This window comes from Mycolicibacterium chlorophenolicum (assembly GCF_001044235.1).
In the GTDB taxonomy this organism is placed as follows: domain Bacteria; phylum Actinomycetota; class Actinomycetes; order Mycobacteriales; family Mycobacteriaceae; genus Mycobacterium; species Mycobacterium chlorophenolicum.
Genome location: NZ_JYNL01000064.1, coordinates 608,611 through 635,236 on the forward strand (window position 1 = coordinate 608,611; position 26,626 = coordinate 635,236).

The following is a 26,626-nucleotide window of genomic DNA, read 5'->3' on the forward strand; positions in this document are numbered from 1 at the left end:
CGTATCCTCTGACCCATGATGGTCGCCGCAATGCTGTGTCTCGGCGTCGCCGCCGTGACCGCGGCGCTGGGCGTCTGGTCGCTGACCCGGCCGGTGTCCGACGACTTCGTCCGTCAGGTGCTGCGCGGGGTCGCTCCGACACAGCTGGCCGCGGCGGTGATGCTGGCCGCCGGCGCGGTGGTCGGGTTGTCGGCTCCGCGGCCGACGTCGACGGTGGTGCTGCTGGTGTGCATCGGCGGTGCGCTGGCGACGGTGGCCGCGGGATGCTGGCAGAGCGCCAAGGTCGTGGCCCGCGCCAACGCCCGCGTCGCGGCGGGTGCGGACAGCTGCGCAGGGGCGTGCGCCTCGTGCACGCTGTCCTGTGACCGCTAGTTACGGCTGAGATCGATGGGGTGGGTCGCGAGCAGCGACAGCGGCATCGGCTGACGACGCAGCACCCGCCCCCACAGGTCTACCCGCGGCTCCACCAGCACATCGGACGGCAACGCGGACAACACGATCCAGTCGTCGCGCTCGATCTCCCCCTCGAGTTGACCTATGGTCCAGCCCGAGTAACCGGCGAAGATGCGCACCCCCTCGACCAGCGGGGCGATCGCGTCGGGGTCGGCGTCCAGGTCGACCATCGCGATCCGGCCCTGCACGTGGCGCAGGCCGTTGACGCCGGCCGGGTCCACGCCGACGCGCAGCGTCGCCAGGCACAGCGCCGCGTCGCGTTTGACGGGTCCGCCGATGAACATCGTCTTCGGTTTGGTCGCGAGCTTCACCCACTGCGGGAGGACGTTGTAGACCGCGGTCTCGCTCGGCCGGTTGAGTACCACGCCCAGGGTGCCGCCGTCGTTGTGCTCGACGACGTAGATGACGCTGCGCCGGAACGTGGGTTCCAGCAGATCGGTGTTGGCCAGCAACATCGTGCCCGCGCGGACCCGGTAGGCCGCGGGTGCGACGAAATCCTCCGGATCCTCTGGCTGCGCCACCCGACCATTCTGTCATCACCGCCGTCTGACGGAGGCGAACAAGCGGGGCCCGCCCGGATATTTGTACTGTGGCTCCGGTAGCGACATCTCTCGACGCAGCCACCACTCTCCTAGGACGTGAATCCCGTGCCCGACGATCGCGCACCTCGCGCAGCGTGGCGTTCGGTGTGGGCCTCGACCAGGTCCCTGCCCGAGTTCCGTCGCCTGTTGGAACTGCGGGCGGTCAGTCAGTTCGGTGACGGCCTGTTCCAGGCGGGGCTGGCCGGGGCGATCCTGTTCAACCCGGAGCGGGCCGCCGAGCCGTGGGCGATCGCCGCGTCCTTCGCGGTGCTGTTCCTGCCGTACTCGGTGCTCGGCCCGTTCGCCGGCGCCCTGCTGGACCGCTGGGACCGCCGGGTGGTCCTCATCGGCGCCAACAGTGGCCGGTTGGCGCTGGTCATCACGGTCGGGATGCTGCTGGCCGCCGGTGTCGGTGACCTGCCGATCCTGCTGGGTGCGTTGATCGTCAACGGTCTGACGCGATTCGTGTCGTCCGGGCTGTCGGCCGCGCTGCCGCATGTGGTGCCCCGCGAACAGGTGGTCGCGATGAACTCGATCGCCACGGCCACCGGCGGCGCGGCGGCGTTCTTCGGCGCCAACTTCATGCTGCTGCCGCGCTGGTTGTTCGGGTCCAGCGACAGCGGCGCCTCGGTGATCATCTTCCTGGTGGTGGTGCCGGTGGCACTGGCGCTGTGGCTGTCGGTGCGCTTCCCGCCGCGCATGCTGGGCCCCGACGACAGCATCCGCGCGGTGCACGGCTCGGTCGCCTACGCGGTGGCCACCGGTTGGGTGCACGGCGCGCGCACCGTGCTCGCGGTGCCGACCGTCACCGCGACGCTGGCCGGGCTGTCGGCGCACCGGATGGCGTTCGGTCTCAACACAATGCTCGTGCTCGTGCTGGTGCGCCACACCGACCCCGCGTCCGCCTCCGTCGCGGGTCTCGGCACCGCCGCGCTGTTCCTCGCCGCCGCGGGAATCGGCAGCTTCCTGGCCAACGTCGTCACCCCGACACTGGTGCGGCGATGGGGCCGCTACGCCACCCCGATCGGGGCGCTGGCCTTCGCCGCGGGAGTGCAACTGTGTGGTGCCACCCTGCGGCTGCCGGTGATGATCGCGTGCGGCTTCCTGCTGGGCGGCGCCGGCCAGGTGGTGAAGTTGTGCGCGGACACCGCGATGCAGATCGACGTGGACGACGCGCTGCGCGGCCACGTGTTCACGGTTCAGGACTCGCTGTTCTGGATGGCGTTCATCCTCGCCATCGCCGCGGCGGCGTTCGTCATCCCGGCCGACGGCCATGCGCCGGGACTGGCGGTCGCGGGCACCGTCGTCTATCTCGCGGGGCTGGCGGTCTACGCGACGGTCGGTCGCCGGCGCCGACCCGCGGGCTAAGGTGACCGGCATGGCCGGAGCTGCCCCGATGGTCGCGGACCTGCGCGCCGAGAGCGACGACCTGGACGCGCTGGTCGCCGACCTGCCGCCGGAACGTTGGGCGACCGACACTCCCGCCGTGGGCTGGACGATCGCCCATCAGATCGCACATCTGCTGTNACGTGCCGGTGGTCGACGAGGCCGACGTCGAGGGTCTGGCGCCGGGTGCGCTGATCGCCGTCACCGACGAAGCAGCGTTCGCCGCCGATATCGTGTCGTCGGCCGCGCAGAACCCCACCGGGTTCGTCGACGCCGCCGCCGAGGAACTCGCAGTGACTCCGCCCGCGCAGCTCCTCGCCGACTGGCGGCACACCCGCACCGCCCTGCACGACGCTCTGCTGACAGTCGAGGACGGCCGCAAGCTGCCGTGGTTCGGGCCGCCGATGAGCGCGCCGTCGATGGCCACCGCCCGGCTGATGGAGACCTGGGCGCACGGCCTGGATGTGGCCGACGCGCTCGGGGTGACGCGGGCACCGACGGCCCGGCTGCGCTCGATCGCCCACATCGGCGTGCGGACGCGCGACTTCGCCTACACGGTGCACGGGCTGACGCCGCCGGCCGAACCGTTCCACGTGAAACTTCACGCGCCGGACGGCGCGGAATGGTCCTGGGGCCCCGACGATGCGGCGCAGCGGGTGAGCGGGTCGGCCGAACACTTCTGCATGCTCGTCACGCAGCGCCGCGCGCGGTCAGAGCTCGACGTCGTCGCCGTCGGACCCGACGCCGAGCAGTGGCTGACGATCGCGCAGGCGTTCGCCGGCCCGCCCGGGCGCGGCCGCGGCTGATCGGGGTCATAACCGGCTCGCGCTGTCGGCGGCGCCGTCGTCATCGGTGTCGACCAGGCGGACATCCCAGCGGCCGTCACCGTCGATGTCGACCCACGCCGTCCCCGTCCCGAACGCCCGGTCGGCCAACCCGTCACCGTCGCTGTCGGTCAACCGCTCCGCTGCCTGCCCGTCCCCGTCGAGATCCACCGTCGCGCTGCCGGCCGGATGCTCCACCCCGTCGAGCCCGAGCCAGCGCACCGCCGCTGCCCGGTCGGCGCTCACCGACCAGGTACCGGTCCCGTCGTCGGTGACGTAGGCCTGCCCGTCCCCGCCGAAGTCCAGGACCCCGTGGTCGGCCAACCCGTCGACATCGAAGTCGGCGAGTGCGTCGTCGAGAAGGCCGTCGTCATCCAGATCGAGCGTCACGGCGTCGCGCACCCCGTCACCGTCGACATCGGCGGTCGGGTCGGCGCTCCACATCGTCGCCGAGCCGTCCGGATCGCCCAGGCAGTACTCCATACCTGTCAGACGCGCGGCTCGCCCTTCTCGTTCCACCATCTCAAGAGTTCCTCGACCGCTTCCTCACGGCTGAGCGGGCCGCGGTCCAACCGCAACTCCTTGAGGTGATTCCACGCCTGCCCGACCTGCGGGCCGGGCGGGATGTCGAGGATCTGCATGATCTCGTTGCCGTCGATGTCCGGCCGCACCCGCGCCAGGTCCTCCTTGGCCGCCAATTCGGCGATGCGGTGCTCGAGGTCGTCGTAGTTGGCCTGCAGCCGTGCGGCCCGGCGCTTGTTGCGCGTGGTGCAGTCGGCGCGCACCAGCTTGTGCAGCCGGCTCAGCAGCGGCCCGGCGTCGGTGACGTACCGGCGCACCGCCGAGTCGGTCCACCGGCCCTCGCCGTATCCGTGGAACCGCAGGTGCAGATAGACCAGCTGCGAGACGTCATCGATCATCTGCTTGGAGTACTTCAGCGCGCGCATCCGCTTGCGGGCCATCTTCGCGCCGACGACCTCGTGGTGGTGAAAGCTCACGCCGCCGTCGGATTCGTGCTTGCGGGTGGCGGGCTTGCCGATGTCGTGCAGCAGCGCCGCCCAGCGCAGCACCAGGTCCGGGCCACCGCCTTCAGAACCGAGGGGTCCCTCGAGATCGATCGCCTGCCGCAGCACCGTCAACGAATGCTGGTAGACGTCCTTGTGCTGGTGGTGTTCGTCGATGGCCATCCGCATCGCCCCGATCTCGGGCAGCACCACCTCCCCCAGCCCGGTCTGCACCATCAGGTCGATCCCGGCCACCGGATCGGCGCCCAACAGCATCTTGTCCAGTTCGGCGGCCACCCGCTCGACGCTGATCCGACCCAGCTGCGGCGCCATCTCCTCCAGTGCGCGGTGCACCCGCGGCGCCACGGTGAAACCAAGCTGCGACACGAACCGGGCCGCGCGCAGCATGCGCAGCGGGTCGTCGCCGAAAGACACCTCCGGCGCGGCGGGGGTGTCGAGGCTGCGGGCGTGCAGCGCGGTCAGCCCGCCCAGCGGATCGAGGAAGTCACCGATGCCGCCGGGCCGGTCGGGGTCGATGCGCACCGCCATCGCGTTGACGGTGAAATCGCGGCGCACCAGGTCGTCGTCCAGGTTGTCGCCGAAGGACACCTCCGGGTGCCGCGTCACCTGGTCATACGAATCGGCGCGGAACGTGGTCAGTTCCAGCCGGTCACCGTTCTTGCCGACGCCGAGCGTGCCGAACTCGATGCCGGTGTCCCACAGCGCGTCGGCCCACCCCGCCAGCAGCGCCTTCATCTGCTCGGGGCGGGCGTCGGTGGTGAAGTCCAGATCGGTGCCCAGCCGGCCCAGCAGCGCGTCCCGCACACTGCCGCCGACCAGATAGAGCGCGTGCCCCCGCTCGGCGAACAACCGTCCGAGCCCCTCGAGCACCTCGCGATGCCGGTTCAGCGACACCTGCGCAGCGGCCAGCAGTTCGGGGACATCTCGTCCGGACGTGGGCTCAGGCACGTCCGGTGAGCCTACTGGTCACAGGCATGTCACCGACCGGCGAGTGCGGCGTGGGCTGCAGTTCACGGCAGCTACTATCGCTTGGGTGTCGGACGGCGAGCAGCCAAAACCACGACGGCGCCGAGGGCGCCGCCGCGGCCGACGCGCGGCAGGTCCGCCGGAGCCTGGTGCCGAGAACACCAACGGCCACCGCCAGAAGGCGACCGCAGGCGCCGCAGACACCCCGTCGGGCGCGACACCCAAACCTGCGCGCTCCCGCCCGCGGCGGCCCACCGAGCGGCTGCGCACCGTGCACGAGACATCGGCAGGCGGCCTGGTCATCGACGGTCTCGACGGTCCCAAGGAAAGCCAGGTCGCGGCGCTGATCGGCCGCATCGACCGGCGCGGACGGATGCTGTGGTCGCTGCCCAAGGGGCACATCGAGCGGGGCGAGACGGCCGAACAGACCGCGATCCGCGAGGTCGCCGAGGAAACGGGCATCCAGGGCAGCGTGCTGGCGGCGCTGGGCAGCATCGACTACTGGTTCGTGACCGAGGGCCGCCGCGTGCACAAGACCGTGCACCATTACCTCATGCGATTCGCCGGCGGGGAGCTCTCCGACGAGGACGTCGAGGTGACCGAAGTCGCCTGGGTGCCCCTGCACGAACTGCCGAAGCGGCTGGCCTACGCCGACGAGCGCCGCCTCGCCGAGGTCGCCGACGAACTGATCGACAAACTGCACACCGACGGGCCCGCGGCGCTGCCGCCGCTGCCGCGCAGCACGCCGCGGCGGCGCGGCCAGACGCACTCGCACACCCGCAACCACCGGGCCGACTCCACCGCTCAACCACAGCCCGGCGGGCGGACGAACGGCTGCGGTCAGAGTCCGTGACCCGTCCGCCCGCGCGCATACTCGCCGCGGTCGTCGCGCTGCTGTTGGCTGTCGTGCCGATCGTCGCACCGGCCGTCGCGGACGCCCAACCCTCCACGCTGCCGTTCCTCACCGTGCAGATCGACGACATCACCCCTGACGTCGTCACCACGACCAGCGACCCGATGGTCACCGTCACCGGCAAGATCCGCAACGTCGGCGACCGCGCCGTACGCGACGTGGTGGTCCGGCTGGAACGGGCCGATGCGGTGACGTCGTCGACCGCGCTGCGCACCGACCTCGCCGGCAACGTCGACCAGTACCAACCGGTCGCCGACTTCATCACCATCGCCCCGGAAATGGCTCGGGGACAAGAGGTTCCGTTCCGGCTGGGCTATCCGCTGCGCTCCCCCGACCACTCGTCGCTCGACATCACCGAGCCCGGCGTCTACCCGGTGATGGTGAACGTGAACGGCACCCCGGACTACGGGGAGCCCGCACGGCTCGACGACTCGCGGTTCCTGCTTCCCGTACTCGGCGTGCCGCCCGCCCAGTCGTCCGACGCCACCACCGACGCGGTGACCTCCGCGGTCCCCCCGGACACCACCCGTCCGGTCGGGCTGACGATGTTCTGGCCGCTGGCCGACCGGCCGCGGCTGGCCGCCGGCGCGCCGGGGGGAACCACCCCGGTACGGCTGATCGACGACGACCTCGCCAGCTCGTTGGCCGCGGGCGGCCGGCTGGACGCTCTGCTCGCCGCGGCCGATTTCGCGACCAGCCCGCAGGTCGATCCCGGCGGGGAGGTCACCCGTGCGCTGTGTCTGGCCGTCGACCCGGACCTGCTCGTCACCGTCAACGCGATGACCAACGGCTACGTCGTCAACGATGCCGCCGACGCCGGACCCCGGACCACCCCGACCCATCCGGGCACCGGCCAGCAGGCCGCGATCGGCTGGCTCAACCGGCTCAAGGCGCTCGCCCAGCGCATGTGCGTGACGCCGACCGTCTACGCCCAGGCCGACCTCGACGCGCTGCACCGGGTGGCCGATCCTGGCCTGTCGGCGATCGCGACCAACGGTGCCGGCGACATCGTCGACCAGATCCTCGGGATCACCTCGACCCGCGGGGCCAGCATCGTCGGCGACGGGCCGCTGACCGCGCCCGCGGTGGACCTGCTCTCCGCGCAGGGCCCGACCGTGGCCATCGCCGCGGCGAACCTGGCCGGGCCCAGCGACGCCGACGGCGGGCAACCCGGGACCGCCGACACCGCGCCGGTGCGCTACACCGCCAACGTGGTCACCACCCCGTTCGACCCGGCGGTCGGGGCGGCGCTCGCCGGCATGGGCACCGGCCCGGAATCGCCGTCGTACCTGGACCCCTCGTTGGACATCGCGGTGAAGCAGGACTCCGCGATCGCGCGGCGCCAGGACGCGCTGGGCGCGCTGTTGTGGCGCGGGCTCGACCCCGAGACCGCACCGCGTGACCAGATCCTGATGCCGCCGATGACCTGGAGCGCCACCGCCGACGACGCCGAGGCCGTCCTCACCGCGGTGGCCAGCACCATCCGGTCCGGGCTGGCCGTGCCGCGGCCGCTCACCGCGGTGATCGATGCGGCGAACGCGGTGCACGGCGGCGTGCCTGCGCCGCCGGAGAACGCGGGCAACCCCCGCGGCCGGTTCGACGACGGTGTGGTGTCGGGCATCGCCGCTACGACCGCCCGGCTGTGGGGCCTGACCGGCGCACTGACCACCGACGAGCGGACCGGTCTGACCGGCACGCAGTACACCGCTCCGCTGCGCGAGGATCTGCTGCGCGCGCTGAGCTTGTCGGTACCGCCCGATGCCCGCAACGGGCTGGCCCAGCAGCGGCTGACCACCGTCGGCACCACGGTCGAGGACCTGTTCAAGGCGGTCACGATCGTCAACCCGGGCGGCTCCTACACCCTGGCCACCGAACGCAGCCCGCTGCCGCTGGCGCTGCGCAACGACCTGCCGGTGCCGATCCGGGTGCGGTTGGACATCGACGCCCCGCCCGGGATGACGGTGACCGATCCCGGCGAGATCGTGCTGCCCCCGGGCTTCCTGCCGCTCAAGGTCCCTATCGAGGTGCACTTCACCCAGCGCGTCGCCGTCGACGTCGCGCTGCGCACCGCCGACGGTCTGGCCCTCGGCGAGCCGGTGCGGCTCTCGGTGCACTCCAACGCCTACGGCAAGGTGCTGTTCTTCATCACGCTGACCGGCGGGGCCGTGCTGGTGCTGCTGGTCGGACGACGGTTGTGGCACCGGTTCCGCGGCCAGCCCGACCCGGCCGACCTCGACCGGCCCGACCCGATCGAAGTGGCACTGGCGTACCAGGACGACGACGGAGGGCGCCGGTGAGCACCGTCGGTCCGCGCCGGGCGCCCGCCCGCTCCGAACTGTCCGACGCCGCCGTCGTGTCCCGGTCCTGGGGCATGGCGCTGGCCACCCTGGTCAGCCGGCTCACCGGGTTCGCGCGGATCGTGCTGCTCGCCGCGATCCTGGGTGCGGCCCTGTCCAGCGCGTTCACCGTGGCCAATCAGCTGCCCAACCTGATCGCCGCGCTGGTGCTCGAGGCGACGTTCACCGCGATCTTCGTCCCGGTGCTGGCCCGCGCCGAACGCGACGACGCCGACGGCGGAGCGGCGTTCGTGCGCCGCCTGCTCACGCTGGCGACCACGCTGCTGCTGGTCGTGACCGTCGTCTCCACGCTCGCCGCCCCGCTGCTGGTCGACCTCATGCTCGGCTCCGACCCCCTGGTGAGCCGACCGCTCACCACTGCGTTCGCGTTCCTGTTGCTGCCGCAGATCATCTTCTACGGGCTGTCGTCGGTGTTCATGGCGATCCTGAACACCCGCAACGTCTTCGGGCCGCCCGCCTGGGCGCCGGTGGTCAACAACGTCGTCGCGATCCTCACCCTCGGGCTGTATGTCCTTGTTCCGGGCGAACTCTCGATTGATCCCGTCGAGATGGGCAACGCCAAGCTGCTGGTCCTGGGCATCGGCACCACGCTCGGCGTGGTGGCCCAGACCGCGGTCCTGCTGGTGGCCATCCGCGCCCAGCGGGTCAGCCTGCGTCCGTTGTGGGGCATCGACGACCGGCTCAAGAAGTTCGGCATGATGGCGCTCGCGATGGTGCTCTACGTGCTGATCAGCCAGGTCGGCATGGTGGTCGGCAACCAGATCGCCAGCGGCGCGGCCGCGTCCGGCCCGGCGATCTACAACTACACCTGGCTGGTGCTGCAGCTGCCGTTCGGCATCATCGGCGTCACGGTGCTCACCGTCGTCATGCCCCGGCTGTCGCGCAACGCCGCCGCCGACGACGGACCCGCCGTGCTCGCCGACCTGTCGCTGGCGACCCGGCTGACGATGGTCACCCTGATCCCGATCGTGGCGCTGTTCACCGTCGGCGGCCCGGCGATCGGCAGCGCGCTGTTCGCCTACGGCAACTTCGGCTCCGTGGATGCCGGATACCTCGGCATGGCGATCACGCTGTCGGCGTTCACGCTGATCCCGTACGCGATGGTGCTGCTGCAGCTGCGGGTGTTCTACGCCCGCGAGGAGCCGTGGACGCCGATCGTGCTGATCGTCGTGATCACCACGGTCAAGATCGCGGCGTCGTTGGCGGCGCCGCACCTGACCGCCGATCCCGAACTGGTGGCCGGCTACCTGGGCCTGGCCAACGGGTTGGGTTTCCTCGCCGGGGCGACGGTCGGTTACCTGCTGCTGCGGTCGCGGCTCGACCCGCCCGGCGGCCGGCTGCTGGGCCTCGACGTGATCCGCACGATCCTGGTCACCATCACCGCGTCGCTGACGGCCGGGCTGATCGCCCACGTGCTGGACCGGCTGCTGGGGCTGGCAACCCTGACCGACCACTGGGGCGGCGCCGGCTCGCTTCTGCGGTTGGCGGCGATCAGCCTGGTGATGGCGCCGATCATCGTCGGAATCCTGCTGGCGGCGAAGGTGCCCGAGGCGCTGGCGGCGCTGGCCGCCGTGCGCGGCCGGCTAAGTCGGAGCCGGGCGCCGGCCGGGAGTTCCGTCCCGACCCGGGCGGCCGGTCCGCTCACGTACCCTGATCTCACATCGTCTCCGCGACGCCAGCGTCAGTTTCCCGAACCGTCGCTGCGGGGACACAGGGGCATGGTTGCCGAGGACAGGACAGGGAAAGGAGCTGGTGTGAGCGACACCCCCGCCGGCGGTTCCCCTGCGCCCTCCGACTCCTCTGCCACCACCCGGATCAACCGCCCGTCTGCGGACGACTTCCAGCCCGACGTGCCCGAGGCGCCCGAGACCCCCGCGCAGCCCGACCGACCGACGGAGGCGATCGCCACCGCCGGTCCGCCGCGACCGCGTTCGGACTACAGCAACGACCCCACCCGCGAGTCACTGGCCTTCGATCCGCCTCGCGAGCCCCCGCTGGAGGCCGCGACAGCCGTCGAGGACGCCACCCACCTGATCCCGGGCGCGACCGTCGCCGCCGGGCGCTACCGCCTGCTGGTGTCCCACGGCGGACCGGCCGGCCTGCAGTTCTGGCAGGCCCTCGACACCGCGCTGGACCGGCAGGTGGCCCTGACCTTCGTCGACCCCGAGGGCCGGCTCCCCGACCACGAGGTGCAGGAGATCCTCGACCGCACCCAGCGGCTGGGCCGCATCGACATGCCGGGGGTGGCGCGCGTCCTCGACGTGGTCCGCGTCGGCAAGGGCGGCCTGGTGGTCTCCGAGTGGATCCGCGGCGGATCGCTGGCCGAAGTCGCCGACACCTCGCCGTCGCCGATCGGCGGCGCCCGCGCGGTGCAGTCGCTGGCAGCCGCCGCCGAAGCCGCGCACCGCAGCGGGGTGGCACTCGCGATCGACCACCCCGCCCGGATCCGGGTCAGCATCGAGGGCGATGTGGCCCTGGCCTTCCCGGCCACGCCGGCGGCGGCGACCCCCGACGACGACATCCGGGGTGTGGGCGCAGCCCTCTACGCACTGCTGATCAACCGCTGGCCGCTGCCGGAGACCGGTGAGCCCAGCGGACTGGCCGCCGCCGATCTCGACCCGGCGGGCCAAGCCGTGGAGCCGCGCACCGTCGACCGGGACATCCCGTTCCAGATCTCGGCGGCCGCGGTGCGGGCGGTGCAGGAGAACGGCGGCATCCGTAGCGCGTCGACGATGCTCAACCTGCTGCAGCAGGCGACGGCGGTCGCCGACCGGACCGATCACCTCGCCCCCGTGGACGAGACGGTCGACGAGCGCGGCAGCGCATGGCAGGCGTCGGCCGATCCCGAAACCGCGAACCGCCGCCGCAAAGGACTGATCATCGGCCTCACCGTCGCCGCCGGCGTCGTCATCATCGCGGTGGTGCTCCTGGCCACGGTGCTCAGCCGGATCTTCGGCGACGTCGGCAACGGACTCGGCGGTGACGAGCTCGGTCTCAACGCCCCGTCGTCGTCCTCTGAGCAGAGCCCCTCCACGGGAGCCGGTGCGGTCGTCAAACCTGTTCGCGCGACCGTCTTTTCGCCCGAAGGCGAGGCCGACGCACCCGACCTGGCCGGCCTGGCGATCGACGGTGATCCCTCGACGGTGTGGCCCACCGACACCTACAGCGACCCGGCGCCGTTCCCAGGCTTCAAGAACGGTGTGGGCTTGATGCTCGAACTCCCCGAGCCGACGACCATCGGCTCGGTCACGATCAACGTCAACAGCACCGGCACGGCGGTGCAGATCCGCTCGGCGACCTCGGCGTCGCCGTCGTCGCTGGACGACACCACCGCGCTGACCCAGCCGACCACGCTCAAACCCGGCGCCAACACGATCCCGGTCGAGGGCGCCGCCCCGACGTCCAATGTGCTGGTGTGGATCTCGACGCTCGGCCAGGTGAACGGGCAGAGCCGCAGCGACGTCTCGGAGATCACGCTCAAAGCCGCCGGCTGACGCCGGCCTCCGAAAACTGGTGCATCAGAGCACCGTCGGCTCCGCTTAGTGTTCGGCTGTGGGGATTTTCGGACGACCGCCGGACCGGCCGCGGACCGACGCCGAACTGCTGGCCGCGCATGTCGCCGGCGACCGGTACGCCTTCGAGGAACTGTTCTACCGGCATCACCGCCAGCTGTACCGGCTAGCGACCCTGACCACCGTCAACCGCGACGACGCCGCCGAGGCCCTGCAGGACGCGCTGCTGGCCGCGCACCGCACGGCCGCCTCGTTCCGGCACGACTCGGAGGTGCGCAGCTGGCTGCACCGGATCGTCGTCAATGCATGCCTGGACCGCCTGCGCCGCAACAAATTCCGGGACTACGCAGAGCTCGACGACCAGTTCGGCCGGATCCCCGACCCGACCGCGCACGTCGACACCGCGATCGTCGTCGAACGCGCGCTCCTGGGTCTGCCGCTGGAACAGCGGGCGGCCGTCGTCGCGGTCGACATGCAGGGCTTCTCGGTGGCCGAGACCGCGCGAATGCTCGGCGTGCCCGAAGGCACGGTGAAGAGCCGCTGCGCCCGAGCCCGCGTCAAGCTCGCCGAGTCGCTGAGGAGCTTGGCCGCGCACCGCGCCGAGTGAGCGCCGTCGGCTACCCTCGGACGGTCACACACGACCGGCGGGGGTGGACATGGACGACGATCCCGATCAGACGGAGCTGGACGAGGTGCGGCGGGAACTGCGCCGCTTCGCTGCCGACGACGCGGCCGCACCCGAGGTGCCCGCGGAGGTGACCGCCCGGGTGGGAGCCGCCCTGCGCAACGCCCCGTCGCCCCGACGACGTTTCCGCTTCCCGAGACTCCGCTGATGTTTTCCACCCGACCGCCGCAGGTCAGGGCTGTTGTCGTAGACGCCACGTGCACAGCGGCCGCACCCGGGGTACTCGCTGAGCGCACGGTGAAACGCCGCTGAGCCGCCGGTGAGGCCCCCGGGAACACCCCGGCCTACCCTGGTGTTCAAGGAACAGGCAGAAAGGCACTCATGACCTCCTCGTCCACCGTCCACGACGTCATCATCGTCGGCTCCGGCCCCGCCGGATACACCGCGGCCGTGTACAGCGCCCGCGCTCAGCTGAAGCCCCTCATCTTCGAGGGCACGCAGTTCGGCGGTGCGCTGATGACCACGACCGAGGTCGAGAACTACCCGGGCTTCCGTGACGGCATCACCGGCCCCGAACTCATGGACCAGATGCGCGAGCAGGCGCTGCGCTTCGGCGCCGACCTCCGCATGGAAGACGTCGACGCCGTCGACCTCAACGGCCCGATCAAGAAGGTCACCGTCGGCGACGAGACCTACCAGGCCCGCGCGGTCATCCTCGCGATGGGCGCGGCGGCGCGCCACCTCGGTGTCCCCGGCGAGGAAGAACGCATCGGCATGGGTGTCAGCACCTGCGCCACCTGTGACGGGTTCTTCTTCCGCGACCAGGACATCGCCGTCGTCGGCGGCGGTGACTCCGCGATGGAGGAGGCCACGTTCCTCACCCGGTTCGCGCGCAGCGTCACGTTGATCCACCGCCGCGACGAGTTCCGCGCCTCCAAGATCATGCTGGAGCGCGCCGAGCAGAACGAGAAGATCACCATCCTCACCAACACCGCCGTCACCTCGATCGAGGGCGACCCCAAGGTGACCGGAATCCGGTTGCGCAACACCGTGACCGGCGAGGAGTCGGAGCTCGCGGTGACGGGTGTGTTCGTCGCGATCGGCCACGACCCGCGCTCGGATCTGGTGCGCGGACAGATCGAGGTGGACGACGAGGGCTACGTGAGCACCGTCGGGCGCACCACCTACACCTCGGTCGACGGAGTCTTCGCCGCAGGCGATCTCGTCGACCACACCTACCGCCAGGCCATCACCGCGGCCGGAAGTGGTTGTGCCGCAGCGATCGACGCCGAACGCTGGCTGGCCGACCACGCCGAGCCGGGCGAACGAACCTCCACCACAACCGATGACAGCGATCTGATTGGAGCACAGCAATGAGCGATGCCAAGGCAGGAACCTCGACCGTTGCCGTCACCGACGACTCGTTCTCCCAGGACGTGCTGTCCAGCGGTACACCCGTGCTGGTGGACTTCTGGGCGACGTGGTGCGGACCGTGCAAGATGGTCGCTCCCGTCCTGGAGGAGATCGCCGCCGAGAAGGCCGGCTCGCTGACCGTCGCGAAGCTCGACGTCGACGAGAACCCCGCCACCGCGCGCGACTTCTCTGTGGTGTCGATCCCGACGATGATCCTGTTCAAGGACGGTCAGCCGGTGAAGCGGATCGTCGGCGCGAAAGGCAAGGCAGCGCTGCTGCGCGAGCTCGGCGACGTGCTCTGACGCCGCTTTTGCGGCCCGGACACTTCCCTGGGGTTTTCCGGAATCCTCTCCCCTTCTGAGAGAATGCTGCCTATGTCGAGTCTGCGTCGCGGTGACCGTTCAGCGGCGGTCACCGAGATCCGGGCCGCGCTGGCAGCGCTGGGCATGATCACCGACCCCGACGAGGATCTGAGCACCGGGCGCCACGTCGCCGCGGACGTCTTCGACGGGGAGCTCGACCATGCGGTGCGCGCTTTTCAGCAGCATCGCGGGTTGCTGGTCGACGGGATCGTCGGCGAGGCCACGTATCGCGCGCTCAAAGAGGCGTCCTACCGGCTCGGGGCGCGCACGCTCAATCACCAGTTCGGCGCCCCGATGTACGGCGACGACGTGGCGACGCTGCAGGCCCGTCTGCAGGATCTGGGTTTCTACACCGGCCTGGTCGACGGACATTTCGGATTGCAGACCCACAACGCACTGATGTCCTACCAACGCGAGTACGGGCTGTATCCGGATGGGATCTGCGGCCCGGAGACGTTGCGCTCGTTGTACTTTCTCGGCTCGCGCGTCACCGGCGGATCGCCGCACGCCATCCGCGAGGAGGAGCTGGTGCGCAGCTCCGGGCCCCGGCTTTCGGGGAAGCGGATCATCATCGATCCGGGCCGCGGCGGCGGGGACCACGGTCTGATCACCAACGGTCCCGCGGGGCCGATCAGTGAAGCAGACATCCTGTGGGACTTGGCGAGTCGCCTCGAGGGCCGGATGACCGCGATCGGCATGGAGACGTTCCTGTCGCGCTCGGCCACCGCCTCGCCGACCGACGCGGAGCGGGCCGCGACCGCCAACACCGTCGGCGCGGATCTGATGCTCAGTCTGCGGTGCGAGACCCAGACGAGCCCGGCAGCCAACGGCGTGGCCTCGTTCCATTTCGGCAATTCGCACGGGTCGGTGTCCACCATCGGGCGCAACCTGGCCGACTTCATCCAGCGGGAAGTGGTGGCGCGGACCGGCTTACGGGACTGCCGCGTGCACGGCCGGACCTGGGACCTGCTGCGGCTGACCCGGATGCCCACGGTGCAGGTCGACATCGGCTACATCACCAATCCGGGCGACCGGGCCACGCTGGTCTCCCCTGCGGCGCGCGATTCGATCGCCGAGGGCATCCTCGCGGCGGTCAAGCGTCTCTACCTTCTGGGCAAGAACGACCGTCCCACAGGCACTTTCACGTTCGCCGAGCTGCTGGCCCACGAGCTGGCAGTCGATCAGGCCCGCCGCGGCTAACTGCAGGGCGACGCGCCCGCACCGACGGGCTGCTGCAGCTGCGCACTTTCCAGCAGACGTTCCAGCGCCGCCTCCACGCCGGCCTTCCAGCCCAGACCCTGCTCGAGTTCCAGACGCAGGCGCGGGAAGTAGGTGTGGTGGGACACCACCACGAAGCCGGCATCGAGAAGCAGATCGCTCGGCACCACACAGGTGGACGTGGCGCAGTCTCCGAGTACCTCGACGACCGGCCGCACGTCCGGTGGTACGTCCGCCACGTCGCCGAGTTCGTCGACCGCGGCAGTGCGACCGAACGCTTCCAGGGCACGGACACCGCGTCGGACGAGGTCGCCGACGACCGCGGTGATCAAGGCGTGGGAGAGATCCTCATGGCCCGGGCCGGCGTCGACGCCCAGCGACGTCAGGAGCACCGCGTCCGCGCTGACCGGTCCGGTCGGAAACCGGCCCGCACGCGGCACGCTGCGCGGCGGCGCGTAGAACGCGTAGCCCAGGCAGGGCTCATCGCCTGTCTCGCCGGGTTGATCGCGGCACTCCAGCGCCAGCTGTCCGCACGATCCCCACTCGAGCATGACCATCGACAGCCATGCTTCCTTCTCGAACTCGGGATCCGAGAGGTGGTCCTCGGTGCCCAGTGTCGACGGGTCGACTTCCCAGTACACGCAGCGACGTGCGTGTTTCGGTAGTTGCTCGAACGCTTCGAGCCGCAGAGGCCTGATCCGTGCGGTCACTACGCTCCCGGGTGTCTCCGCCGCGAAGGGATCCGCGGCTGCCCCTCCAGGATAGAAGGCGTAGGCGCTGTCGGCCCGCCGCGGCCGCTCTCCGGCGCCCGTCGTCCGTCCGGCGTTGAAATCATCTGCCGCACAGCACCTTTCCCTCCCCCACACCGATCGCCGGACATTCCGGCCCACCCAGTGTCACAGTGACGTAACTCCCGCGTGTGACCGGTCACTGAGTCGACGAGTTCATCAACTCCACAATCCGTTGCAAATCGTCGACGGACCCGAACTCCACGACGATCTTGCCCTTGCGTTTGCCGAGACTGACGGTGACCCGGGTGTCGAAGGCCGAGGAGAGCTGTTCGGCGACATCCTGCAGCCCGGGCATCTGGATGGGCTTGCGGCGCGGCGCCGGCGGGGCTCCCGTCTCCTCCCGATTCGCCAACGTGACGGCTTCCTCGGTGGCGCGCACCGACAGTCCCTCGGCCACGATGCGGGCGGCCAACTCTTCCTGCTGCTCCGGTCCGCCCTCGAGGGCGAGCAGGGCGCGCGCGTGGCCGGCGGACAACACGCCCGCCGCCACCCGGCGCTGCACCGCGATCGGCAGACGCAGCAGGCGGATCATGTTCGTGATCACCGGGCGGGACCGGCCGATCCGCGCGGCGAGTTCATCGTGGGTGACGGCGAATTCCTCGAGCAGCTGCTGGTAGGCGGCCGCCTCTTCCAACGGGTTGAGCTGGACGCGGTGGATGTTCTCCAGCAGGGCGTCGCGCAGCATGCTGTCGTCGGCGGTCTCGCGGACGATCGCCGGGATCGTCGCGACGCCCGCCTGCTGAGCCGCCCGCCAACGCCGCTCCCCCATCACCAGCTGGTAGCGCGGTGCGTGATCTTCGCCGGGAACCGCCCGCACCACGATCGGCTGCATGAGTCCGAACTCGCGGATCGAGTGCACGAGCTCGCTGAGGGCTTCTTCGTCGAACACCTGGCGCGGCTGACGCGGGTTCGGATCGATCTGCGACGGCGCGATCTCCCGGTACACCGCACCCACCTCGCTGGCGGGCGCAGCGGGCTCGGTACTCGTCGGCGATGCGCCGAATACCGCGTCGGCCGCGGCCGCACCCATGCGCGGGCCCGTGGTGGCCGGCTCGTCGCCTTCGGCGGGACCGGTCGGGATCAGCGAGGCCAGCCCCCGGCCGAGTCCGCTGCGCTTGCGTGCCGGGTTGTTCATGCGTGTCCTTCTCTGATCGTCGCGCCGGTGCTGCTGAAGTCCGAGGGCGTCATCATGCCTGCCCCGGCGCGCCGCGCTGAGCCAGTTCACGGCTCGCGTCGAGGTAGCTCATCGCTCCGCGAGACCCCGGGTCGTAGTCGATGATCGTCATGCCGTATCCCGGCGCCTCCGACACCTTCACGCTGCGTGGGATGACCGTGCGCAGCACCTTGTCACCGAAGTGCGCGCGGACGTCCATCGCCACCTGATCGGCCAGCTTGGTGCGCCCGTCATACATCGTCAGCACCACGGTGGTGACGTTCAGTTCAGGATTCAGGTGCGCCTTCACCATCTCGATGTTCCGCAGCAACTGCCCGACGCCCTCCAGCGCGTAGTACTCGCACTGGATGGGGATCAGCACCTCGGGGGCGGCGACGAGCGCGTTGATGGTCAGCAGTCCGAGCGACGGCGGGCAGTCGATGAACACGTAGTCGAAGTCGTGGTGCTTCAGTTCAGCGAGAGCGGTGCGCAGCCGGCCTTCCCGGGCGACCATGCTGACCAACTCGATTTCCGCGCCGGCGAGGTCGATGGTCGCCGGGACACAGAACAGGAGCTCGTTGTGCGGGCTCTGCTGCAACGCGGTCTCGACCGGGATCTCGCCGATCAGTACTTCGTACGACGACGGGGTGCCGGGTCGGTGCTCGATGCCCAACGCGGTGCTGGCGTTGCCCTGGGGGTCGAGGTCGATGACGAGGGTGCGGGCACCCTGCAGGGCGAGCGCCGCGGCGATGTTGACCGCCGTCGTCGTCTTGCCGACGCCGCCCTTCTGGTTCGCCACCGTGAAGATGCGCTGCCGCGCCGGTTTGGGAAGTAGCCCCTCCGACGCCGCGTGCATCAGCCGCATGGCGCGTTCCGCCTCCGCCCCGATCGGCGTATCGAACTCCTGCGCGTTCCACGTTTCACGTGAAACATCGACCGGTGCCGGGCCGGGTTCCCCCGCCGTAGACGTCACCGCTGTCTCCTTCCCGCCGGAGGCCGGCGGCGCCGCTCCGTTTGCAGCAACCCTACGACCACGGTCGCGGGCGGATCCACGTATTGGGCGCCACATGTCCTCACCTCTACCCCGGTCAGGCCGAGCGCTGCCATCGACCGCCGGTGCTGCTGCACCTCGTCGGCAGCGCGTTCGCCCTTGATCGCCAGCATTCGTCCGCCCGGTCGCAGCAACGGGACGCTCCACTTGGCCAACTTGTCGAGCGACGCGACGGCTCTCGACACCACGACGTCCCTTTCCCCCGCGTCGTCCCGTACGGCGCGATCCTCGGCGCGACCGCGGACCACCACACAGGCGATGCCGAGCTCGTCGATCGCCTCACGCAGGAAATCACTGCGGCGCAGCAGCGGCTCGACGAGCGTCACGTGCAGATCGGGGCGGGCCAACGCCAACGGTATCCCGGGCAGGCCCGCCCCACTACCGATGTCCACGACGGTCTCGCCGGCGGCCAGCGCCTCGCCGACAACCGCGCTGTTGAGCACGTGCCGGTCCCAGACCCGGTCCACTTCACGGGGGCCGAGGAGTCCGCGCTCCACGCCGGCGCCCGCGAGGATCTCGGCGTAGGCGACCGCGGAGTCGGCGGCGTCACCGAAGACCGCCTCGACCGCCGGTGGCGGTGGTGGCACCTCCGCATGTTTCACGTGAAACATCCTCCGCATGTGCGCCCGGCGATTGCCCGCCTCCGAGAACTACATCGATGTAACTCGCAGTGGGTCAGTCGACGAGCACGACCACGCGACGCGACGGCTCCACGCCCTCGCTCTCGCTGTGCACGCCCGAGACACCGGCCACGGCGTCGTGCACGATCTTGCGCTCGAACGGCGTCATCGGGGACAGCTCCTCGCGCTCGCCGGTCTCCAGCACCCGGTGCGCCACCTTGTTCCCCAGGGCGGCCAGCTCGTCGCGCCGGCGCTTGCGCCACTGAGCGATGTCCAGCATCAGCCGGCTCCGCTCGCCGGTCTTCTGATGCACTGCCAGCCGAGTGAGCTCCTGCAGTGCGTCCAGCACCTCACCCTTGCGGCCGACGAGCTTGTTCAGGTCTCCCCCGCCGTCGATGCTCACGACCGCGCGGTCGCCCTCGACGTCCAGATCGATATCGCCGTCGAAGTCCAGCAGGTCCAACAGCTCCTCGAGATAGTCGCCGGCGATCTCGCCCTCGGCCACCAGCTTGTCCTCGAGATCCGTCGTCGGCTCGGCGGTCTCCTCGACAGCCTCCTCGATGGTCGTCTCGTCCGTGGTCACGGCTTCTGAATTCGTCATGGATACACCTCTCCCTCGTTCGCGGTCACCCGCGCGTCAACGTTTCCGTTTCTTCGGCCGGGCGCCCGGTCGGGGGGTTCGGTTCACCGACCCGTTCCGTGCCGCGGACTTACTCACGCCGTTTCCATCCGTACCGTCGGCCGCCGGCGGCGCCGGCTCCTCGGTCGCTCCGGACTCCGTGATCTCCACCCCGTCGATCGCCGCCGTGTCGGCATCGGTGCCGGCCTTCTTCTTCCGGCTCGGCTTGGCCCCCGGCGCCGGCGCGTTGGCCGCGCGTCGCTCGAGTGCCTCCTGCTTCTTCTGCTCTTCTTCCTTCTCGATCTTGCCGAACACGTAGTGCTGCTGACCGAAGGTCCAGATGTTGTTCGAGAACCAGTACAGGATGATCGCCAGCGGAAGGAAAGGACCGCCGACCACGACGCCCAGCGGGAACACGTACAGCGCAAGCTTGTTCATCATCGCGGTCTGCGGATTGGCGGCCGCCTCGGGACTCTGGCGCGCCACCGATGCCCGGCTGTTGAAGTACGTCGCGATACCGGCTGCGATCATGATCGGCACGCCGACGGCGATCACCGCGGGTCGATGGAACTCCGTGAAAGCCTCGAGCCCGTGCTTCTGGATCATCGTCGCGCCCAGCGGCGCTCCGAACAGGTTGGCGTCCAGGAAGTGGCCGACGTCGGTGGCGCTGAAGAAGTAGTTGCCGAGGCTGCGGTTCTCCTCGACGGACAGCCCGAGACGGCCGATGCCGGTCTGGGTCCGGTTGAAGGACATCAGCACGTGGTAGAGGCCGAGGAACACCGGGATCTGCGCCAACATCGGCAGGCAGCCGAGGATCGGGTTGAATCCGTGCTCGCGCTGCAGCTTCTGCATCTCCAGCGCCATCTTCTGGCGGTCCTTGCCGTACTTCTTCTGCAGCGCCTTGATCTGGGGCTGCAGTTCCTGCATCTGCCGGGTGGTCCGGATCTGCCGGACGAACGGCTTGTAGAGGATCGCGCGCAGGGTGAACACGAGGAACATCACCGACAGCGCCCAGGCGAAGAAGTTGGACGGGCCCAGCAGGAAGGCGAACGCCTTGTACCAGACCCACATGATCCCCGACACCGGGTAGTAGATGATGTCGAGGCTGAAGAAGTTAAACACGCGGCAGACTCTTCCCTTGCTGAACCGGCTCACCCCGGTCTTCGGCTGCGCCACCGGACCCTTCGGCTGTGGCGTCACTGTGACGTTCGCGCTCGATACCGCGATCCGGTATCGGATCCCACCCTCCGTTATGCCATGGACCGCACTTGAGCAGACGCACCAGGGCCAGCCAGCCGCCGCGCAGCAGACCGAATTCGGTCAGAGCCTCGACGGCGTACTGACTGCAGGTCGGCGTGAAGCGGCAGGTCGGCAGACGCAGCGGGGAGATGGTGGTGCGGTAGAGCTGAATGAGGAACACCGCGGCGCGGACCGGACGAGACGTCACGAAGACGCTCCGTTGCGGGTGCGGATCCGCTGCAACGCGGTGCGCAGCTCCTGCTCCAGTCGCGGCGAGATGGCCCGCCGGCTCCCCGGCAGGGCACGGATGACGACGCGATCGGCGGGACCGAGCTCGGGCAGAACCGCCCGCGCGACATGCCGCAACCGGCGTGACACCTGGTGCCGCGCTACGGCGTTGCCCACCGCCTTGGAGACCACGAGGCCGATCCGGGGTCCGGTGTCCTCGGTGTGATCAGAACGCAGGCAGTAGACGACGAGGTCGGGCTGCCCCGCCCGCGTCCCTCGACTGACTGTGGCACCGAACTCGGTCGACCGCGTCATCCGGTTCTGCGCCGGAAGCACCGCGTCAGACCTTGCGCCGCGTCACGCAGTCAGAGAACGACGGCCCTTGCGGCGCCGATCGGACACGATCGCGCGACCCGCGCGCGTGCGCATCCGCAACCGGAAACCGTGCACCCTGGCGCGGCGGCGGTTGTTGGGCTGGAAGGTCCGCTTGCCCTTGGCCACGGCAGTCACTCCTCGTCGGTCTGGCCCCCACGCCTTTGCCCGCATGATCTCTCATGACAGGCAGGACGCCGTCGGCCGTTGGTAAGCTCGTCGGTCTCGCTGTACTTGCCAGCGCGGTCCCCGGCACATGCCGGATCGCAGCCGTATCGCCACGTGCGGGCGACTGTTCGAGGGTACTGACGAGAATTCGCCGGGTCAAACCTGCGCTCACCCGCCCCGATACCGCCGGCCGGCCCGAGCTCACAGAACTCCCGCGCACGTCAGCGGCATCACACGAATCACAGCCGTCACGTTCTTCTGGAACGATTGAGCCAGACCGCATTACGGTTCCTCGCAATGTTGCAGAACTGTTGGCACTCGGAGAGAAAACTGTTAGCTTCTGGCAATGCCGCTTCCACCGCGGGGCGGCGCAAGACAACGAAGCGAGGACGACCCACTCGGCCGCGAGCCCACTGCGTGTACCCACCTGGTGCCGAGCTCCGACCCACGGCGTCCTCGCCGGTAGACAACCTAACGACGACGAACTTTCACTTTCCACAACCTGTGGATAACTTTGTGGACAGTTCGTCCTCGTTTTTTGGCCGACCGTGCGCCGGCTGCTAGGGGGTTCGAGTCCTTGACAGCTGACCCCGACCCACCCTTCGTCTCCATCTGGAACAACGTCGTCACCGAGCTCAACGGCGACGGCGGCACCGCCAACGGTTCCCTCACCCCGCAACAGCGCGCCTGGCTGAAGATGGTGCAACCGCTCGTCATCACCGAGGGGTTCGCGCTGCTGTCGGTACCCACGCCTTTCGTGCAGAACGAGATCGAACGACATCTGCGTGAACCGATCGTCGCGGCACTGAGCCGTCAGCTCGGTCAACGCGTCGAGCTGGGGGTCCGGATCGCCGACCCCGAACCGGCCGACGGCACCGACGCACACAACGGCTTCACCCCGGCGCCCGTCCCCCACCTCACCGACGACGATGACCTCGTCGATGACGACCTCGCCGCCCGCGCGAGCGCCGAGGAGAACTGGCCGTCGTTCTTCGCCAACCGTGCGCAGAACACCACCAGCGACGATCCGACCGCGATCAACCTCAACCGCCGCTACACGTTCGACACGTTCGTGATCGGCGCATCCAACCGATTCGCCCACGCCGCGTCGCTGGCCATCGCCGAGGCGCCGGCCCGCGCCTACAACCCGCTGTTCATCTGGGGTGAGTCCGGGCTGGGCAAGACCCACCTGCTGCATGCGGCCGGCAACTACGCGCAGCGGCTCTTCCCGGGGATGCGCGTCAAGTACGTCTCCACCGAGGAATTCACCAACGACTTCATCAACTCGTTGCGCGACGACCGGCGGGCGTCGTTCAAACGCACCTACCGTGACATCGACGTGCTGCTCGTCGACGACATCCAGTTCATCGAGGGCAAAGACGGTATCCAGGAAGAGTTCTTCCACACGTTCAACACGTTGCACAACGCGAACAAGCAGATCGTCATCTCCTCGGACCGCCCGCCCAAACAGCTGGCAACGCTGGAGGACCGGCTGCGGACCCGGTTCGAGTGGGGTCTGATCACCGACGTCCAGCCTCCGGAGTTGGAGACCCGCATCGCGATCCTGCGTAAGAAGGCGCAGATGGACCGCCTCGATGTGCCCGACGACGTACTCGAGTTGATCGCCAGCCGCATCGAGCGCAACATCCGCGAACTCGAGGGTGCGCTGATCCGCGTGACGGCGTTCGCGTCGCTGAACAAGACGTCGATCGACAAGTCGCTGGCCGAGATCGTGCTGCGCGACCTGATCTCCGATTCGTCGACCATGCAGATCAGCACCGCGGCGATCATGGCCGCCACCGCCGAGTACTTCGAGACCAGCGTCGACGAGTTGCGCGGCCCCGGTAAGACCCGGGCGCTCGCCCAGTCCCGGCAGATCGCGATGTACCTCTGCCGCGAGCTGACCGACCTGTCACTCCCCAAGATCGGTCAGGCGTTCGGCCGCGATCACACGACGGTCATGTACGCGGAGAAGAAGATTCGCGGTGAGATGGCCGAGCGCCGTGAGGTGTTCGATCACGTCAAGGAACTCACCACCCGGATCCGGCAGCGCGCCAAGCGCTGACCCTCCTCGCCCGCTCCCCACCCCTCACCGCACAGCGGTGGGGGGTGTTTTTCTGTGCCGAGAAACCGAAAAACTTGCATCGCTCTCGTCTCACCCGTCACAGCGCAGAGCTGTGGACGATCTGTGGACAAGCTGCGGTCAACTCCGTGTCGTTGCGGACAGTTCGTCCACAGTTCGTGGTTCATCCCCAACGTCTCACCGACCCGGCCGCCGCCATGCACAGTGTGTCCACACCTGCTCACGGGTGCTGGCCTGCGCGGACGCCGAGCTGTCCCCAGAATGCACAGCACCTAGTACTACTGCTCATTTCTCTCTATCAATTTCTTCTCGAAGAAGCCGCCTGGGGAAAGCCGGACGTCACGGCCCCGTCGGGGCCGCTCGTCGCCCAGATGTCGGCCCGATCGTTTAGCTTTCAAGTTGGGGCCGAAAGCTCTACGGTGGTTCATCGACAGCCCTTCCGGTCGTCGCAGCGTGTCACAGCGGCGCGGTGTGTCAGTCCAGGAAACCGCTGCTCATCGCTTCATCGGGGTGCACATCGAAGGGACGCTATGAACGTGGCGACGACAACGGCAGGTCTCACGGACTTGAAGTTCCGGTTGAGCCGCGAGGAGTTCGCCGACGCGGTGGCCTGGGTCGCGCGTAATCTTCCGTCGCGTCCGACGGTGCCCGTGCTCGCCGGTGTGCTGCTGACCGGCTCCGACGAGGGGCTCACGATCTCCGGCTTCGACTACGAAGTCTCGGCCGAGGTGCAGATCGCCGCTGAAATAGCTTCTCCGGGAAGCGTTTTGGTGTCCGGTCGGCTGCTGTCCGACATCGTGCGCGCGCTGCCGGCCAAGCCGGTCGACGTCAGCGTCGAAGGCACCCGCGTTGCCCTGACCTGCGGCAGCGCCCGTTTCTCGCTGCCGACCATGGCCGTCGAGGACTACCCGACGCTGCCGACGCTGCCCGACGAGACCGGTGTGGTGTCGGCGGACCTGTTCGCCGAGGCCATCGGCCAGGTCGCCGTGGCAGCCGGCCGGGACGACACCCTGCCGATGCTGACCGGCATCCGCGTCGAGATCTCCGGCGAGAAGGTGGTTTTGGCCGCGACCGACCGGTTCCGGCTGGCGGTGCGCGAGCTGACGTGGTCGACGTCCACTCCCGGTGTCGAGGCCGCGGTCTTGGTGCCGGCCAAGACGCTGGCCGAGGCCGCGAAGGCGGGAAGCGACGGCAACGAGGTGCACCTGTCCCTCGGATCGGGTCCGTCGGTCGGCAAGGAAGGCCTGCTCGGTATCCGCAGCAAGGGCAAGCGGAGCACCACCCGGCTGCTCGACGCGGAGTTCCCGAAGTTCCGCCAGCTGCTGCCCACCGAGCACACCGCGGTGGCCACCATCGGTGTCGCCGAACTGACCGAGGCGATCAAACGTGTGGCACTCGTCGCCGACCGTGGCGCGCAGGTGCGGATGGAATTCGCCGACGACGTGCTGCGGTTGTCGGCCGGCGCCGACGACGTGGGCCGGGCCGAGGAGGATCTGCCGGTGGAGTTCTCCGGGGATCCGCTGACCATCGCGTTCAACCCGACCTATCTGACCGACGGTCTGGGTTCGTTGCACGCCGAACGGGTGACGTTCGGATTCACCACACCGAGCCGGCCCGCGGTGCTGCGTCCGGCCGGTCAGGACGACGCGGCTGCCGGTGGCTCCGGGCCGTTCCCGGCCGCGCAGACCGATTACGTGTATCTGCTGATGCCGGTGCGCCTTCCCGGCTGACCGGCCGCATCGACTACAGGAGGGGCGCTGACATGCAGCTGGGTCTCATCGGCCTGGGCAAAATGGGGTTCAACATGCGGGCCCGCCTGCGCGAGGGTGGCCACGAGGTCGTGGGGTACGACCCGCGGCCGGAGGTCTCCGATGTCGCCTCGCTCGCCGACCTGGCCGCAGCGCTGCCGGCACCGCGAGTGGTGTGGGTGATGGTCCCGTCCGGCACGATCACCGATCAGACCATCACCGAACTCGCAGGGGTGCTCGGTGAGGGTGATCTGGTGATCGACGGGGGCAACTCCCGCTACACCGAGGACGGTCCCCACGCGAAGATGTTGGCGGAGAAGGGAATTGCGTTCATCGACGCCGGCGTGTCCGGCGGCATCTGGGGGTTGACCGAAGGGTACGGGCTGATGGTCGGCGGCGACGACGCCGACGTCGCGCGCGCCATGCCGATCTTCGACGCGTTGCGGCCCCCGGGTCCGGTGGAGGACGGCTTCGTCCACGTCGGCCCGGTCGGCGCGGGTCATTTCGCCAAGATGGTGCACAACGGCGTCGAATACGCGCTGATGACGGCCTACGCCGAAGGCTACGAGATGCTGGCGGCCGAGGATCTGGTGCGCGATCCGCAGGCCGTCTACCAGGCGTGGACCAACGGGACCGTCGTGCGGTCGTGGCTGCAGCAGCTGCTGGCGAAGGCCCTCAAGGAAGACCCGGGCCTCAACGACATCAGCGGCTACACCGAGGATTCCGGTGAAGGCCGGTGGACCGTCGAGGAGGCGATCCGGCTGCGGGTTCCGGTCCCTAGCATCGCGGCATCGTTGTTCGCGCGGTTCCTGTCGCGCCAGGACGACTCCCCCACCATGAAGGCGGTGGCCGCCTTGCGCAATCAGTTCGGTGGTCACGCCGTCAAACGAGTGAGCGAATCCGGGTGACCGGGGCGGAC

26 protein-coding genes and 1 pseudogene are annotated in these 26,626 nt (G+C 69.5%); 15 read left to right on the plus strand and 12 right to left on the minus strand.

Features of this window, described 5'->3' with window-relative positions; translation table 11 throughout:
- The first annotated feature begins 15 nt into the window (after positions 1-15).
- The gene (locus MCHLDSM_RS25245; RefSeq protein ID WP_048420408.1) at positions 16-372 is read left to right on the plus strand and encodes a hypothetical protein; all 357 of its coding nucleotides are present in this window, start codon (positions 16-18) and stop codon (positions 370-372) included.
- Here MCHLDSM_RS25245 and MCHLDSM_RS25250 read toward each other — a convergent pair.
- Positions 369-974: a YqgE/AlgH family protein gene (locus MCHLDSM_RS25250; protein WP_048420409.1), complete on the minus strand. Its 606-nt coding sequence runs from the start codon at positions 972-974 to the stop codon at positions 369-371. The two genes, MCHLDSM_RS25245 and MCHLDSM_RS25250, sit on opposite strands and share 4 nt — an antisense overlap.
- A gap of 126 nt (positions 975-1,100) precedes the next feature.
- Between MCHLDSM_RS25250 and MCHLDSM_RS25255 the strand changes: the two genes are divergently transcribed.
- The 3 genes and pseudogenes from MCHLDSM_RS25255 to MCHLDSM_RS25260 form a co-directional block, all read left to right on the plus strand.
- Positions 1,101-2,402, plus strand: coding sequence for an MFS transporter (locus MCHLDSM_RS25255; protein WP_048472970.1), 1,302 nt, complete (start codon positions 1,101-1,103; stop codon positions 2,400-2,402).
- A gap of 10 nt (positions 2,403-2,412) precedes the next feature.
- Positions 2,413-2,560: maleylpyruvate isomerase N-terminal domain-containing protein (locus MCHLDSM_RS39775; RefSeq protein WP_234714211.1), on the plus strand; the 148-nt coding region annotated here is incomplete at its 3' end.
- 1 nt (position 2,561) lies between these two features.
- A pseudogene (locus tag MCHLDSM_RS25260) lies at positions 2,562-3,226 on the plus strand (TIGR03084 family metal-binding protein); the annotation flags it as partial.
- A gap of 6 nt (positions 3,227-3,232) precedes the next feature.
- On the opposite strand, the gene MCHLDSM_RS25265 reads toward MCHLDSM_RS25260, so the two are convergent.
- Together MCHLDSM_RS25265 and MCHLDSM_RS25270 are read right to left on the minus strand one after the other, a co-directional pair.
- A complete protein-coding gene (locus tag MCHLDSM_RS25265) occupies positions 3,233-3,727 on the minus strand; it encodes a hypothetical protein (protein ID WP_048472499.1) in 495 nt (164 codons plus the stop codon).
- 5 nt (positions 3,728-3,732) lie between these two features.
- Positions 3,733-5,217 carry a CCA tRNA nucleotidyltransferase gene (locus tag MCHLDSM_RS25270; protein ID WP_048472500.1) on the minus strand — a complete coding sequence of 495 codons (1,485 nt, stop codon included), beginning with the start codon at positions 5,215-5,217 and terminating at the stop codon, positions 3,733-3,735.
- A gap of 85 nt (positions 5,218-5,302) precedes the next feature.
- On the opposite strand from MCHLDSM_RS25270, the gene MCHLDSM_RS25275 reads away from it, so the two are divergent.
- The 8 genes from MCHLDSM_RS25275 (at position 5,303) to MCHLDSM_RS25305 (ending at position 15,617) form a co-directional block, all read left to right on the plus strand.
- Positions 5,303-6,088, plus strand: coding sequence for an NUDIX hydrolase (locus tag MCHLDSM_RS25275; RefSeq protein WP_048472501.1), 786 nt, complete (start codon positions 5,303-5,305; stop codon positions 6,086-6,088).
- A complete protein-coding gene (locus MCHLDSM_RS25280) occupies positions 6,085-8,445 on the plus strand; it encodes a DUF6049 family protein (protein WP_048472502.1) in 2,361 nt (786 codons plus the stop codon). The genes MCHLDSM_RS25275 and MCHLDSM_RS25280 overlap by 4 nt, the downstream gene beginning before the upstream one ends.
- A gap of 74 nt (positions 8,446-8,519) precedes the next feature.
- Entirely contained in the window at positions 8,520-11,999 is a 3,480-nt protein-coding gene (gene murJ / locus MCHLDSM_RS25285; protein ID WP_109788954.1) for a murein biosynthesis integral membrane protein MurJ, read from the plus strand.
- Between the two features lie 58 nt (positions 12,000-12,057).
- Positions 12,058-12,624 carry an RNA polymerase sigma factor SigM gene (gene sigM / locus MCHLDSM_RS25290; RefSeq protein WP_048472504.1) on the plus strand — a complete coding sequence of 189 codons (567 nt, stop codon included), beginning with the start codon at positions 12,058-12,060 and terminating at the stop codon, positions 12,622-12,624.
- Positions 12,625-12,673: 49 nt separating this feature from the next.
- On the plus strand, positions 12,674-12,850 hold the full coding sequence (locus MCHLDSM_RS38220; protein WP_156455027.1) for a hypothetical protein: 177 nt from the start codon (positions 12,674-12,676) through the stop codon (positions 12,848-12,850).
- Positions 12,851-13,023: 173 nt separating this feature from the next.
- Positions 13,024-14,019: a thioredoxin-disulfide reductase gene (trxB, locus tag MCHLDSM_RS25295; RefSeq protein WP_048472505.1), complete on the plus strand. Its 996-nt coding sequence runs from the start codon at positions 13,024-13,026 to the stop codon at positions 14,017-14,019.
- Complete coding sequence (gene trxA / locus MCHLDSM_RS25300) at positions 14,016-14,357, plus strand: thioredoxin (protein WP_048472506.1); 342 nt, start codon at positions 14,016-14,018, stop codon at positions 14,355-14,357. The genes trxB and trxA overlap by 4 nt, the downstream gene beginning before the upstream one ends.
- A gap of 72 nt (positions 14,358-14,429) precedes the next feature.
- Positions 14,430-15,617: an N-acetylmuramoyl-L-alanine amidase gene (locus MCHLDSM_RS25305; protein ID WP_048472507.1), complete on the plus strand. Its 1,188-nt coding sequence runs from the start codon at positions 14,430-14,432 to the stop codon at positions 15,615-15,617.
- Here the strand turns inward: MCHLDSM_RS25305 and MCHLDSM_RS25310 are convergent.
- The 9 genes from MCHLDSM_RS25310 to rpmH all read right to left on the minus strand — a co-directional run bounded on the left by MCHLDSM_RS25310 (position 15,614) and on the right by rpmH (position 21,837).
- Positions 15,614-16,345 (minus strand): hypothetical protein, encoded by a 732-nt coding sequence (locus MCHLDSM_RS25310; protein ID WP_048420420.1) that lies wholly within the window; start codon positions 16,343-16,345, stop codon positions 15,614-15,616. The genes MCHLDSM_RS25305 and MCHLDSM_RS25310 overlap by 4 nt on opposite strands.
- Positions 16,346-16,562: 217 nt before the next feature.
- Positions 16,563-17,561 (minus strand): ParB/RepB/Spo0J family partition protein, encoded by a 999-nt coding sequence (locus tag MCHLDSM_RS25315; protein ID WP_048472508.1) that lies wholly within the window; start codon positions 17,559-17,561, stop codon positions 16,563-16,565.
- A gap of 52 nt (positions 17,562-17,613) precedes the next feature.
- On the minus strand, positions 17,614-18,648 hold the full coding sequence (locus MCHLDSM_RS25320; RefSeq protein ID WP_082169069.1) for a ParA family protein: 1,035 nt from the start codon (positions 18,646-18,648) through the stop codon (positions 17,614-17,616).
- Complete coding sequence (gene rsmG, locus MCHLDSM_RS25325; RefSeq protein ID WP_048472971.1) at positions 18,549-19,232, minus strand: 16S rRNA (guanine(527)-N(7))-methyltransferase RsmG; 684 nt, start codon at positions 19,230-19,232, stop codon at positions 18,549-18,551. Before rsmG ends, MCHLDSM_RS25320 begins: the two co-directional genes overlap by 100 nt.
- A 73-nt stretch (positions 19,233-19,305) precedes the next feature.
- Complete coding sequence (locus MCHLDSM_RS25330) at positions 19,306-19,851, minus strand: Jag family protein (RefSeq protein WP_048420423.1); 546 nt, start codon at positions 19,849-19,851, stop codon at positions 19,306-19,308.
- Positions 19,852-19,887: 36 nt separating this feature from the next.
- Entirely contained in the window at positions 19,888-20,991 is a 1,104-nt protein-coding gene (gene yidC, locus MCHLDSM_RS25335) for a membrane protein insertase YidC (protein ID WP_048472510.1), read from the minus strand.
- On the minus strand, positions 20,984-21,316 hold the full coding sequence (gene yidD, locus MCHLDSM_RS25340) for a membrane protein insertion efficiency factor YidD (RefSeq protein ID WP_048472511.1): 333 nt from the start codon (positions 21,314-21,316) through the stop codon (positions 20,984-20,986). The genes yidC and yidD overlap by 8 nt, the downstream gene beginning before the upstream one ends.
- On the minus strand, positions 21,313-21,672 hold the full coding sequence (rnpA, locus tag MCHLDSM_RS25345) for a ribonuclease P protein component (protein WP_048472512.1): 360 nt from the start codon (positions 21,670-21,672) through the stop codon (positions 21,313-21,315). The genes yidD and rnpA overlap by 4 nt, the downstream gene beginning before the upstream one ends.
- 21 nt (positions 21,673-21,693) lie before the next feature.
- Positions 21,694-21,837 carry a 50S ribosomal protein L34 gene (gene rpmH, locus MCHLDSM_RS36600; RefSeq protein WP_014818477.1) on the minus strand — a complete coding sequence of 48 codons (144 nt, stop codon included), beginning with the start codon at positions 21,835-21,837 and terminating at the stop codon, positions 21,694-21,696.
- A 616-nt stretch (positions 21,838-22,453) separates the two neighbouring features.
- Between rpmH and dnaA the strand changes: the two genes are divergently transcribed.
- From dnaA to gnd, 3 genes are all read left to right on the plus strand, one after another.
- On the plus strand, positions 22,454-23,941 hold the full coding sequence (gene dnaA, locus MCHLDSM_RS25350) for a chromosomal replication initiator protein DnaA (RefSeq protein WP_048472513.1): 1,488 nt from the start codon (positions 22,454-22,456) through the stop codon (positions 23,939-23,941).
- Positions 23,942-24,495: 554 nt separating this feature from the next.
- Positions 24,496-25,689, plus strand: coding sequence for a DNA polymerase III subunit beta (dnaN, locus tag MCHLDSM_RS25355; RefSeq protein ID WP_174545809.1), 1,194 nt, complete (start codon positions 24,496-24,498; stop codon positions 25,687-25,689).
- A gap of 32 nt (positions 25,690-25,721) precedes the next feature.
- Positions 25,722-26,615: a phosphogluconate dehydrogenase (NAD(+)-dependent, decarboxylating) gene (gene gnd / locus MCHLDSM_RS25360; protein ID WP_048472515.1), complete on the plus strand. Its 894-nt coding sequence runs from the start codon at positions 25,722-25,724 to the stop codon at positions 26,613-26,615.
- The last annotated feature ends 11 nt before the right edge of the window (positions 26,616-26,626 follow it).